This is a genomic window from Pseudomonas sp. FSO-7 (genome assembly GCF_059579345.1).
The window spans coordinates 6,207,217-6,219,797 of record NZ_CM184193.1 but is presented as its reverse complement, the minus strand read 5'-3'; the positions used below and the strand labels follow the sequence as shown (position 1 = coordinate 6,219,797).

At 64.3% G+C, this 12,581-nt stretch carries 8 protein-coding genes; 6 read left to right on the top strand and 2 right to left on the bottom strand.

The features are described 5' to 3' along the window. Positions 1-208 precede the first annotated feature (208 nt). Both AC515T_RS27315 and gshB read right to left on the bottom strand, forming a co-directional pair. A complete protein-coding gene (locus AC515T_RS27315; protein ID WP_496530702.1) occupies positions 209-1,105 on the bottom strand; it encodes an energy transducer TonB in 897 nt (298 codons plus the stop codon). 76 nt (positions 1,106-1,181) lie between these two features. Further along, positions 1,182-2,135 carry a glutathione synthase gene (gshB, locus tag AC515T_RS27310; protein ID WP_496530701.1) on the bottom strand — a complete coding sequence of 318 codons (954 nt, stop codon included), beginning with the start codon at positions 2,133-2,135 and terminating at the stop codon, positions 1,182-1,184. Positions 2,136-2,359: 224 nt separating this feature from the next. Between gshB and AC515T_RS27305 the strand changes: the two genes are divergently transcribed. The 6 genes from AC515T_RS27305 (at position 2,360) to AC515T_RS27280 (ending at position 12,550) form a co-directional block, all read left to right on the top strand. Beyond that, on the top strand, positions 2,360-2,791 hold the full coding sequence (locus AC515T_RS27305; protein WP_413793069.1) for a response regulator: 432 nt from the start codon (positions 2,360-2,362) through the stop codon (positions 2,789-2,791). A gap of 45 nt (positions 2,792-2,836) precedes the next feature. Continuing rightward, entirely contained in the window at positions 2,837-3,202 is a 366-nt protein-coding gene (pilH, locus tag AC515T_RS27300) for a twitching motility response regulator PilH (RefSeq protein WP_003206465.1), read from the top strand. Between the two features lie 10 nt (positions 3,203-3,212). Next, positions 3,213-3,752, top strand: coding sequence for a chemotaxis protein CheW (locus AC515T_RS27295; RefSeq protein ID WP_060740212.1), 540 nt, complete (start codon positions 3,213-3,215; stop codon positions 3,750-3,752). A 158-nt stretch (positions 3,753-3,910) separates the two neighbouring features. Then, entirely contained in the window at positions 3,911-5,971 is a 2,061-nt protein-coding gene (locus AC515T_RS27290) for a methyl-accepting chemotaxis protein (RefSeq protein WP_496530700.1), read from the top strand. Positions 5,972-6,159: 188 nt separating this feature from the next. After that, positions 6,160-12,096, top strand: coding sequence for an Hpt domain-containing protein (locus AC515T_RS27285; RefSeq protein WP_496530699.1), 5,937 nt, complete (start codon positions 6,160-6,162; stop codon positions 12,094-12,096). Next, positions 12,089-12,550: a chemotaxis protein CheW gene (locus AC515T_RS27280; protein WP_496530698.1), complete on the top strand. Its 462-nt coding sequence runs from the start codon at positions 12,089-12,091 to the stop codon at positions 12,548-12,550. The genes AC515T_RS27285 and AC515T_RS27280 overlap by 8 nt, the downstream gene beginning before the upstream one ends. Positions 12,551-12,581 lie beyond the last annotated feature (31 nt).

Here is a 12,581-nt window from a genome sequence, read left to right as displayed (position 1 = left end):
CAGGGCCGAACTGACAAGCTGGGGATGTGCAGGAAATGCCTGAGACTGACATGAAACCCCACTGGGAGCACGGATGTCATGTCCGCCACAGAACCCTGTGGGAGCGAGCTTGCTCGCGATGCGGCGTGACAGTCGCCATCTATGTTGAATGATCAATGGCTATCGCGAGCAGGCTCGCTCCCACAGGGGAACTGTGCAGGGCACCGGTTCAGTTGCTGGAAAGGCGGTCACCGCGGGCGAATTTCCAGGTGCGGATGATTTCCAGCCGGTCGATGTCCGACAGGTCCCCGGTAAACGGTGCGAACGGTGCCGCCAGGCGCACGATCCGCTGGGCAGCCTGGTCCAGCAGCGGCTGGCCGGAGGATTCGAGCACCAGCACTTCATACAACGAACCGTCGCGGTTGATCGAGACCATGAGCCGCAGGTTGCCGTAGATCTGCTTGCGCCGCGCTTCGTCGGGGTAATTGAGGTTGCCGATGCGCTCGACCTTCTTGCGCCACTCGTCCTTGTACCAGGCACCCTTGTCGCGCATGGTCGAGGCGGCGCTCAGGCGGTGGATGCGCGGGCGCTTGGCGTAGAGCTGTTGCTCCTGGGCCAGTTCGGCTTCCAGGCTGGCGATGTCGCTGGACAACTGGGAACTGTCGAAAGTCGGTGCCGGGGCCTTGGGCTTGGGGTCGGGCTTGACCTCTTCCTTGACCGGGGCTTTTTTCGGCTTCGGCGCCACGGTGGTCACGGCCGCCTTGGGCGCCGTCTCCTGCACTTCGGGCTTGGCCGCTGGCGGTGGGGTGACTTTCTGCACCGTGTTGTCCTGGAATGGCGCGATTTCAGTGGTCTTGGGGACCGCCTTTTTTTCCAGGGTGCCGCTGCCTTGCTGGTTTTCCTGGGCGAGGAAATCGGCCTTCTTGGGCTTGGTCTCGCTCTTGAAGGTGGCCAGGGTAATTTCCAGGGTCTGGCTGATCTGCTTGGGCTCGACCGTGGCAAACCCGACGCCCAGCAGCAAGGCCAGGTGGATCAACGCCGCCAGGAACAGGGTAAAACCGAGGCGATCAGCCGGGCGCACGCCACGATGGGCGAGCTCTAGGGGCAGATCGGACGGAAGTGTCATGACAAGGAAACCAACATCGCGTTTTTTTCAGGCCGGGCATGATAACGCAATGTGGGTTTCCTTCAGCAGATCTGGATCAACGAGCCTTGAGCTTCTGATCGATGGCATCCATCAGCATGCCGCCGATGTCCGTGCCAAAGGCGTTGTCGATCTCGCGAATGCACGTCGGGCTGGTGACGTTGATTTCCGTCAGGTGCTCGCCGATCACGTCCAGGCCCACGAACAGCAGGCCTTTTTCGCGCAGGGTCGGGCCGACCTGGGCGGCGATCCAGCGGTCCTTCTCGGTCAACGGCCGCGCCTCGCCACGTCCGCCGGCCGCCAGGTTGCCCCGGGTTTCGCCAGCGGCGGGGATACGCGCCAGGCAATAGTCCACCGGTTCGCCGTCGATCATCAGGATGCGCTTGTCGCCATCGACGATGGCCGGCAGGTAGCCCTGGATCATGATCTGCTGCTGGCCGTGCAAGGTCAGGGTTTCCAGGATCACCGACAGGTTCGGGTGGCCGGCGGTGTGCCGGAAGATCGAGGAGCCGCCCATGCCGTCCAGAGGCTTGAGGATCACGTCGCCGTGATGGTCGGCAAATGCGCGCAACACGTCCGGGCGACGGCTGACGATGGTCGGCGGCGTGCATTGCGGGAACAGCGTGGCGAACAGCTTTTCGTTGCAGTCGCGCAGGCTCTGGGGCTTGTTGACCACCAGCACGCCGGCGTTTTCCGCTTGTTCCAGCAGGTAGGTGGAATACACGAACTCCATGTCGAACGGCGGATCCTTGCGCATCAGGATCACGTCCAGGTCGCTGAGCAGTGCGTCGCTTTCGTCGCCCAGCTCGAACCACTTCTCGGGGTTGGCGAAGACGTTCAGCGGCTTCATCCGCGCCCGCGCCTGGCCTTCGGCCTGGTAGAGGTCGCGCTGCTCCATGTAGAACAGCTCCCAGCCGCGCTTCTGAGCGGCCAGCAGCATGGCCAGCGAGCTATCCTTTTTATAGGAGATGCTGGCGATAGGGTCCATGACAATGCCGACGCGTACGCTCATGGCTTGGTTCCTCGAAATGTGATGGGCACATAATGGCGTGAAAAAGTGGCGTCAGAGTGGCGCCCGGAAGATTGGCGGTCAAGGAAAAACCACCGCGCCGAGCGGCCGATAGATCGGCGATGGAGACTGTGCTAAAAAGGCTGCCATGTGACGTGCGGGCCTTGAACATCAAGGGTTTGCGCTGTCGATCACACTTACGCGTTAAAAATCGGTCCGCAGTGGCAATGGCAGAGCATCTCACGCAGCAGCAACCCAGCGCCTTGAAGGTCATGGTCATCGACGACTCGAAGACCATCCGCCGCACCGCCGAAACCTTGCTGCGCAACGTGGGCTGCGAGGTGATCACGGCCATCGACGGTTTCGATGCCCTGGCCAAGATCGCCGACCATCATCCAGGCATCATCTTCGTCGACATCATGATGCCGCGCCTCGATGGCTACCAGACCTGTGCCCTGATCAAGAACAACAGCGCGTTCAAGGCCACGCCGGTGATCATGCTGTCGTCCCGGGATGGGTTGTTCGACAAGGCCAAGGGGCGCATCGTCGGTTCCGATCAGTTTTTGACCAAGCCGTTCAGCAAGGAAGAACTGCTGGGGGCGATACAGGCCCATGTCCCGGGCTTTGCCGCTGTCCAGCCGCACCAGGCACATCAATGACACTCGGCCAACGGGCCTGGGGTCAACAAGAGAATGGGGAACACCATGGCACGAGTTCTGATCGTCGATGATTCGCCGACTGAAATGTACAAACTGACCGGCATGCTGGAAAAGCACGGCCATCAAGTCCTGAAGGCCGAGAATGGCGCCGATGGCGTGGCCCTGGCCCGCCAGGAAAAACCCGATGCGGTGTTGATGGACATCGTCATGCCTGGCCTCAATGGTTTCCAGGCCACGCGCCAGTTGACCAAGGACCCGGACACCGGCCACATCCCCGTGATCATTATCACCACCAAGGATCAGGACACCGACAAGGTCTGGGGCACGCGCCAGGGGGCGAAGGACTACCTGACCAAGCCGGTGGATGAAGAAACCCTGATCGCGACCCTGAACAAAGTACTGGCGGGTTGACGGCGCGGCCATGAGCCAATCCCTGACGGCCTTCGAACTGCTGCTGCAGATCGACCGGCGTTGCCGGCTGCTGGGGGCGGACCTGCCTTCCCAGCCGACCCACCGCGCCGGCTGGAGCGGCATTGGCTTTCGCCTGGGAGAGCACTGGTACGTGGCGCCGATGGGCGAAGTCAGCGAGGTGCTGCACGAGCCACGTCACACGCATTTGCCCGGGGTCAAGCCGTGGGTGCGTGGCGTGGCTAACCTGCGCGGGCGCTTGTTGCCGTTGATGGACTTGTGCGGGTTCTTCGGCCATGAGTTGTCCACTGTGCGCAAGCAGCGGCGGGTGTTGGTGGTGGACCACGACGAGGTGTTCGCCGGGTTGCTGGTGGACGAGGTCCTCGGGCTGCAGCACTTTGCCCAGGACAGCCTGGAGCCGATGCTGGTGGATGACCACGACGGCCCGGAAGCGGCCTTCGTCAAGGGCCGGTTCGGCGGCGAGCGCGAATGGCAGGTGTTCAGCCCGTTTGCTCTGGCACGGTCGCCGGGGTTCATGGATGTGGCGATTTAACGAGATGCAGCGCAGGCCCCTTGTGGGAGCGAGCTTGCTCGCGATTGCGGTGGGTCAGCTACAGCAATGCTGACTGATCCAATGCTATCGCGAGCAAGCTCGCTCCCACAGGGAGACCACGGTGAGTGAGTTGGACTGGGCAGCACAGGCGAGAACCGATGATCAAAGCAAAAGCAGGCAAGCCACTGGAAGCGTCGCGCAGTCGTTCGCAGATCATCGTGCTGTTCGTCGCACTGATCGTCTTCATCATGCTGCTGTTCGCCAACTTCGCTTACCTCAACACCCAATCCACCTACGACAAACAGTACATCGGCCATGCCGGTGAGCTGCGGGTGCTGTCCCAGCGCATCGCCAAGAACGCCACCGAGGCCGCCGCCGGCAAGCCGGCGGCGTTCAAACTGCTCAGCGACGCGCGCAATGACTTCGCCCAGCGCTGGGGTTACCTGAAGCAGGGCGACCCGGTGACCGGCCTGCCGCCTGCGCCCGCCACCCTGCGCCCGCAGATGCGTGCCGTGCAGCTGGATTGGGAGCGCCTGCTCAAGAACACCGATGCGATCCTCTCCAGCGAGCAGACCGTGCTGTCGCTGCACCAGGTGGCGGCCACCCTGGCCGAAACCGTGCCGCAGTTGCAGGTCGAGTACGAAAAAATCGTCGAGATCCTGCTGCAACGTGGCGCGCCGGCCACCCAGGTGGCCATGGCCCAGCGCCAGTCGCTGCTGGCCGAACGGATTCTCGGCGCGGTGAATACCGTGCTGGCGGGGGATGAAAACGCCAGTCAGGCCGCCGATACCTTCGGTCGCGACGCGGCGCGTTTTGGCCAGGTGCTCAATGGCATGTTGCAAGGTGACCCGGGCCTGAAGATCTCCCAGGTCCAGGACCGCGATGCCCGGGCGCGGCTGAGCGAAATCAGCGAGCTGTTCGAGTTTGTCTCGGGCTCGGTGGATGAAATCCTCGAGACCTCGCCGGAGCTGTTCAAGGTCCGCGAATCGGCCGGCAACATCTTCAACCTGTCACAGACCCTGCTCGACGAGGCTTCGCACCTGGCCACAGCCTTCGAAAACCTGGCCGGCGGGCGTTCCGTCAATACCATCGGCGGCTATGTGCTGGGCCTGATGGCGCTGATGTCGATCATCCTGATCGGGCTGGTGATGGTCCGCGAGACCAACCGCCAGTTGCACGAAACCGCGGAAAAGAACGAGCGCAACCAGAACGCGATCATGCGGCTGCTGGATGAAATCGAAGACCTGGCCGACGGCGACCTGACCGTCACGGCCTCGGTCACCGAGGATTTCACCGGCACCATCGCCGATTCCATCAACTACTCGGTGGACCAGCTGCGCGACCTGGTGGCGACCATCAACCTCACCGCCGGCCAGGTCGCCGCCGCCGTGCAGGAAACCCAAGCCACGGCGATGCACCTGGCCCAGGCGTCCGAGCACCAGGCCCAGCAAATTTCCGAAGCTTCGACTTCAATTAATGAAATGGCCCAGTCCATCGACCAGGTGTCGGCCAATGCCGCTGAGTCGTCGGCGGTGGCCGAGCGTTCGGTGGAGATTGCCAACAAGGGCAACGAGGTGGTGCACAACACCATTCATGGCATGGACAACATTCGCGAGCAGATCCAGGACACCGCCAAGCGCATCAAGCGCCTGGGTGAGTCATCCCAGGAAATTGGCGACATTGTCAGCCTGATCGACGACATCGCCGACCAGACCAACATCCTGGCCCTCAACGCCGCCATCCAGGCGTCCATGGCCGGTGATGCCGGGCGCGGGTTCGCGGTGGTGGCCGATGAAGTGCAGCGCCTGGCCGAGCGTTCTTCGGCGGCGACCCGGCAAATCGAGACCCTGGTGCGGGCGATCCAGGCCGACACCAACGAAGCGGTGATTTCCATGGAGCAGACCACCACCGAAGTGGTGCGCGGCGCGCGATTGGCCCAGGACGCCGGCGTCGCCCTGGAAGAGATCGAAGGCGTGTCCAAGACCCTGGCGGCGCTGATCCAGAGCATCTCCAATGCGGCGCAGCAACAGACCACCTCGGCGGGGCAGATTTCCTTGACCATGAACGTGATCCAGCAGATCACCACGCAGACCTCGTCGGGTTCCACCGCCACTGCCGAAAGCATCGGCAACCTGGCGAAAATGGCCAGCCAGCTGCGCCGTTCGGTGTCGGGGTTTACCTTGCCGGCGAAGCCGTCGGTCGAGGACGACAAAGCGTGATCCAAAGGGATTTTTCTGTTGGAGGGAATGATGTGTGTAAGGGCGTTTTTGTGGCGAGGGAGCTTGCTCCCGCTTGAGTGCGCAGCGCTCACAAAAAAGGGGGCTGCTGCGCAGCCCAGCGGGAGCAAGCTCCCTCGCCACGGGGTTTGATTTTGCCCTCGGCATATGACTGTTGATTTGGAGTGGTTATGGGTGATCGGCACGACTACGTGGCCCTGGAATGGGTCAAGGGCGAGATTGCCGAAACGCTGAAGCAGGCGCATCTGGCCCTCAACCGCCTGGTGGACGATCCCCAGGCGTCGGATGCCCTCGGGCAATGCCTGGCCTGCATTCACCAGGTCCACGGCGGCCTGCAGATGGTCGAGTTCTACGGTGCGGCGTTGCTGGCCGAGGAGATGGAGCAGCTGTGCGCCGCCCTGCAGGACAACCGCGTCACCCATCGCGACGAAGCCATCAGCCTGTTGAGCCAGGCCCTGGGGCAGTTGCCGATCTACCTGGACCGCATACAAGGCGCCCGCCGCGACCTGCCGCTGGTGGTACTGCCCCTGATCAACGACCTGCGCAGTGCCCGGGGCGAGAGCCTGTTGTCGGAAACCAGCCTGTTCAGTCCCGAGTTGCCCGATATTGCGCCACTGGACGACGAGGCCTTGCAGCGCCTCGAACCCACCGACCTGCCCAACACCTTGCGCAAATGGCGCCAGACCCTGCAAATGGCCCTGGTGGGCCTGCTGCGTGAGCAGGATGACGCGACCCACCTCGGTTACCTGGCCAAGGTTTTCCAGCGCCTGGAAACGTTGTGCGCCGGGGCACCGCTCAATGCGTTATGGCAGGTGGCGTCGGCGCTGGTCGAAGGCATGCGTGACGGGCGCATCGCCAACAGCCCGGCGCTGCGCAGCCTGTTCAAGGAAGCCGACAAGGAACTCAAGCGCCTGCTGGACCAAGGCATGCCCGGGATCAATCAGCCGGCACCGCCCCACCTGCTCAAGAGCTTGTTGTTCTATATTGCCAAGGCCGAACACCCCAGCGGGCAGATGCAGATCATGAAAGAACGCTACTCACTGGACGACGCGCTGCCCGACAGCGCCATGGTCGACGAAGAACGCGCGCGCCTGGCCGGGCCCGACCGCGATGCCATGCGCTCGGTGCTCGCCGCGCTGTGCGAGGAGTTGGTACGGGTCAAGGAGCGCCTGGACCTGTTCGTGCGCAGCGATCGCCAGCACGCCTCGGAACTGGACAGCCTGCTGGCGCCGTTGCGGCAGATCGCCGACACCCTGGCGGTGCTGGGTTTCGGCCAGCCGCGCAAGGTCATCATTGATCAACTGGCGGTGGTCCTGAGCCTTGCCCAGGGCCAGCGCGAGCCGGACGACGCGACCCTCATGGACGTCGCCGGGGCCTTGCTTTACGTCGAGGCGACCCTGGCCGGCATGGTCGGCACCGTCGAGCCCGAGAGCCGTGAAGACACGCACCTGCCCACCACCGACTTGACCCAGATCCACCAGATCGTCATCAAGGAAGCCCACACCTGCCTGCAACAGGCCAAGGACATGATCGTCGACTACATCGACGCGGACTGGAACAGCGAGCAACTGCAACCCTTGCCGGCGCTGCTGACCCAGGTGCGCGGGGCACTGGCGATGATCCCCCTGAGCCGTGCCGCCAGCCTGGTGGAGGCCTGCAACGCGTTCATCCGTGACCATCTGCTGCTGGAGAAGGCGCAGCCGGGTTGGGAAGAACTCGACCACCTGGCCGACGTGATCACTGGCCTCGAATACTACCTGGAGCGCCTGAGCGAAGACCCGGAAACCCCTGGCGAGCCCTTGCTCGATGGGGTCGAGCGGAGCCTGGCTGCGCTCGGTTATTACCCTGACGAAGCGCGGGTGCCGGTGCTCGATGATGTGTTGAGCCCCAACGAAGCCCAGGTCATGCAGGACTTGCAGGAATTGGATGACCCGCAGACGGTGCAGTCCTTGGCACAGGTGCTGGCCAGTCCGGTCTCGGCGGTCAATCCGCCGGCCAGGAGCACCCCGGGCAGCCTGTTGCCACCACCGTTGGATGAAAGTCCGGTGGACGATGAGTTGCGCGAGGTGTTCCTCGAGGAAACCGCCGAGGTGCTCGACGTCCTGCGTGAATACTTGCCGCGCTGGAGTGCGCATCCCGACGACCACGGTGCCCTGAGCGAACTGCGCCGGGCCTTCCACACCCTCAAGGGCAGTGGCCGGATGGTCCGGGCGCTGGTGCTGGGTGAACTGGCCTGGGCCGTGGAAAACCTGCTCAACCGGGTACTGGAGCGCAGCGTCGAGCCGCAGGCGTCGGTCCGCCAGTTGCTCGAAGACACCGTGCAGTTGTTGCCGGCCCTGGTGGCCGAATTCGCCGCCAATCGACAGCGCCAACGCGACGACGTCGACCGCCTGGCCGCCCGCGCCCATGCCCTGGCCAAGGGCGGCGATGCAGACGATGAAGACGATGAGCAGGACGTGGCCGCTCTCGATCCGCTGTTGTTGAAGATCTTCGACAACGAAGCCCAGGGTCACCTCGCCAGCCTCAATCGTTTTCTCGACCAGGCAGCCGATCACCTGCCGTTGCAGGCCAGCGATGAATTGCAGCGGGCCTTGCACACTCTCAAGGGCAGCGCTTCGATGGCCGGCGTTCTGCCTATCGCCGAGCTGGCCGGTGCGATGGATGAACTGGCCCGGGAATACCGGGCGCACCTGATCGCCCTCGACCTGGATGAGGTGGAATTGTTGCTGGAGGCCGAAGGGCTGCTGCGTCGCGGCCTGCGCCAGTTGCACAGCGAGCCGCTGGCGCCGATCCCCGGCGCCGAGGATCTGATCCAACGCGCCCAGGCCCTGCTGGCCGAGCGTCTGCACGCCGCCAACAGCGCGCCGGACAAAGCATTACGGACCAAGCGCGATCCACAACTGATCAACAACTTCCTCGCCCAGGGCATGGACATCCTGCTGGACGCCGAAAGCCTCTTGCAGCGCTGGCAGCAGCACCCCGGTGAAGGCCAGGAACTGAGTGCGTTGCTGGATGAACTGACCACCCTCGGCGAAGGCGCGCACCTGGCCGACCTGCACCCGGTGGACGAACTCTGCGAAGCCTTGCTGGACCTCTATGGCGCGGTGGAAGAAAGCAGCCTGGCGGTCAGCGATGAATTTTTCCAGCAGGCACAGCTCGCCCATGAAGCGCTGATCGACATGCTCGATCAACTGGCGGCCGGGCAGCACGTGCGTCCGCAGCCAGAACGGGTAGCGGCCCTGCGTCGCCTGCTCCAGGAGAGCCTCGACCCGTCGGCCACCGGCCTGATCCGCAGCGACGGCAGCCGCACCCTGAGCATTCGCGAACTGGGCCACGCGACGGCGGAAATGGAACGTGGCGCGTCCGCCGAGACCTCGATGGAAGATGACCTCGCCTCGATTTTCCTCGAAGAGGCCCAGGACATCCTCGAAAGCGCCGCCCAGGCCCTGCAGCGCTGGTTGGCCGATCCGGACAACGGTGCGCCGCTGTCCTCGCTGCAACGTGACTTGCACACCCTCAAGGGCGGCGCGCGGATGGCCGACATCCGGCCGGTGAGCGACCTGGCCCAGGAGTTGGAAAACCTCTACGAAGGACTGGTGGACCGGCGCTACAGCTACAGCGAGGAACTGGCGCAACTGCTCGGCAGCAGCCACGAACGCCTCGACCTGTTGCTCGGGCAGTTGCAACAGGGCCAGCCGTTGGGCGATCCCGTTGCACTGATCGACTCCATCCGAAGGTTCCGCCAGGACAAGCCGAACGCCATCGAGACGAGCGCCGCGGCCCAGATCGACGGTGCCGGCCATGATCCCGAGTTGTTGGAGATTTTCCTTGAAGAAGGCTTCGACATCCTCGACAGCTCAGGCGCGGCGCTGCTGCGCTGGCAGGAAGAACCGTCGAATCGTCAGGCCGTGGAAACCCTGCTGCGGGATCTGCACACCCTCAAGGGCGGTGCGCGGATGGTGGAAATCGTCCCCATCGGCGACCTGGCCCACGAGCTGGAAAACCTCTACGAAGGCCTGTCGGCGGGCCTGCTCCAGCCGACCCCGGCGCTGTTCGCCTTGCTGCAAAGCAGCCATGACCGACTGGCGCAGATGCTCGACGCGGTGCGCGCCGGCCATCCTTGCCCGCTGGCCGATCGGCTGATCGCGCAGATCCAGGCGGTGAATCATCCCCAGGAAAGTGCCGCGCCACAGGCTGTCCCGACACCGGAGCCGATCACTGCGCCCAGCGCCAGTCCGACCGCGGCGCCCGCCAGGCAAGACCTCAGCGCAGCGGGCGACGGTGCGGACATGGTCAAGGTCTCCGCCGAACTGCTCGACGACCTGGTGAACCTGGCGGGCGAAACGTCGATTTTCCGTGGGCGCATCGAACAGCAGGTCAACGATGCACGCGTGGCCCTGGGTGAAATGGAAACCACCATCGAGCGTATGCGCGACCAGTTGCGGCGCCTGGATACCGAAACCCAGGGGCGGATTCTCAGCCGTCAGCAGGTGGAGGCCGAGCGCCTGGGCTACGAAGAGTTCGACCCGCTGGAAATGGACCGGCATTCCCAGTTGCAGCAGCTGTCCCGGGCGCTGTTCGAGTCCGCCTCGGACTTGCTCGAACTCAAAGAGACCCTGGATCGCAGCAATCACGATGCCGAGGTCCTGCTGCAACAGCAGGGGCGGATCAACACCGAACTCCAGGAAGGCCTGATGCGCACGCGCATGGTGCCGTTCGAGCGCATGCTGCCGCGGCTCAAGCGCATCGTCCGGCAAGTGGCGCAGGAGCTGGGCAAGGACGTGGAGTTCGTGGTCGGCAATGCCGACGGCGAGATGGACCGCAACGTCCTGGAACGCATGGCCGCGCCCCTGGAACACATGCTGCGCAACGCCGTCGACCACGGCCTGGAACCGGCCGACGTGCGCATCGCCGCCGGCAAGCCGGCGCGAGGGCGCATCAGCCTCGACCTGTCGCGCGAAGGCGGCGACATCATTTTCGACATCCGCGACGACGGCGCCGGTGTGCCGCTGGAGGCGGTGCGGAGCAAGGCGATCAAGCGTGGCCTGCTGGCGCCGGACAGCGACATCAGCGACCGCGACGTGCTGCAGTTCATCCTGCAACCAGGGTTTTCCACCGCGGAAAAGATCACCCAGATCTCCGGGCGTGGCGTGGGCATGGACGTGGTCCACGAAGAGGTGCGGCAACTGGGCGGCAGCATGACCATCGATTCCACGCCGGGGCAGGGCGTGCATTTCCGCATTCGCCTGCCGTTTACCGTGGCGGTGAACCGGGCGTTGATGGTGCACTGTCATGAAGACCAGTACGCGATCCCGCTGAACGCCATCGAGAGCATTGTCCGGGTGTTGCCGGCCGAGCTGGACGGCTATTACCAACTCGATCCGCCGACCTACACCTACGCCGGGCAGCGCTATGAGCTGTGCTATCTGGGCGAACTGCTGAAAACCAGCGCACGGCCGAAGTTGCTGGGCCAGAGCCAGCCATTGCCGGTGCTGCTGGTGCAGTGCAACGAGCGGCACGTGGCCGTGCAGGTGGACGCTATCGCCGGGACTCGGGAGATCGTGGTCAAGAGCCTTGGCCCGCAATTCTCGGCGGTGCAGGGCCTGTCCGGGGCGACGATCCTGGGGGACGGCCGGGTGGTGTTGATTCTCGACCTGCTGGCGCCGATCCGCGCCTTGCCCCACCAGGTCCCGCGCCGCCAGGTGCCGGCTGAAGGCGAGGGCGAACCGCAACGGCCCCTGCTGGTGCTGGTGGTGGATGACTCGGTGACGGTGCGCAAGGTCACCAGCCGCCTGCTGGAGCGCCATGGCATGCACGTCCTGACCGCCAAGGACGGCGTGGATGCCATGGCGTTGCTGGCCGAACACGCGCCCGACCTGATGCTGCTGGACATCGAGATGCCGCGCATGGACGGCTTCGAAGTGGCCACGCAAGTGCGCAACGACCCGCGCCTGGCGCACCTGCCGATCATCATGATCACCTCCCGCACCGGCCAGAAACACCGCGACCGCGCCATGGCCATCGGCGTCAACGACTACCTGGGCAAGCCGTACCAGGAATCGGTGTTGCTCGACAGCATCGCCTACTGGAGCAAAACCCATGCATGAACATCGCGCCAGCCACCTCACCGGGTTGCTGCTGCCCCTGGCCGACCGCCACCTGATCCTGCCCAACGTGGCGGTGGCCGAACTGATCGACTACCAAAGCAGCGCGTTCGATCTGGACACCCCACCGTGGTTCCTGGGCTGGGTGAGCTGGCGCGAACGGCAAATCCCGCTGCTGAGCTTCGAGTCGGCCTGCGGCCAGAAAACCGTGATCGGCGAGCGCGTGCGCATCGTCGTGCTCAACGCCCTGGGCGGCCGGCCGGAGTTACGCTTCATCGCCCTGCTGGTGCAAGGCATCCCGCGCTCCTGCAAGCTCGACAGCCAGTTGAGCTACGTCGACGTGCCGCTGTGCGGGCTGGAACAGGCGGCGGTGCAAGTGGGGGAACATGTGGCGAAAGTGCCGGATCTGCTGGCGTTGGAAGAGTTGGTGGTGGCGGCGGGGTTGGCCACAACCTGAGTCAAAACTGTGGGAGCGAGCCTGCTCGCGA

Coding starts and splice junctions, on each gene's coding strand:
- AC515T_RS27315 (WP_496530702.1), bottom strand. CDS start 1,105: ATGACACTTCCGTCCGATCTGCCCCTAGAGCTCGCCCATCGTGGCGTG.
- gshB (WP_496530701.1), bottom strand. CDS start 2,135: ATGAGCGTACGCGTCGGCATTGTCATGGACCCTATCGCCAGCATCTCC.
- AC515T_RS27305 (WP_413793069.1), top strand. CDS start 2,360: ATGGCAGAGCATCTCACGCAGCAGCAACCCAGCGCCTTGAAGGTCATG.
- pilH (WP_003206465.1), top strand. CDS start 2,837: ATGGCACGAGTTCTGATCGTCGATGATTCGCCGACTGAAATGTACAAA.
- AC515T_RS27295 (WP_060740212.1), top strand. CDS start 3,213: ATGAGCCAATCCCTGACGGCCTTCGAACTGCTGCTGCAGATCGACCGG.
- AC515T_RS27290 (WP_496530700.1), top strand. CDS start 3,911: ATGATCAAAGCAAAAGCAGGCAAGCCACTGGAAGCGTCGCGCAGTCGT.
- AC515T_RS27285 (WP_496530699.1), top strand. CDS start 6,160: ATGGGTGATCGGCACGACTACGTGGCCCTGGAATGGGTCAAGGGCGAG.
- AC515T_RS27280 (WP_496530698.1), top strand. CDS start 12,089: ATGCATGAACATCGCGCCAGCCACCTCACCGGGTTGCTGCTGCCCCTG.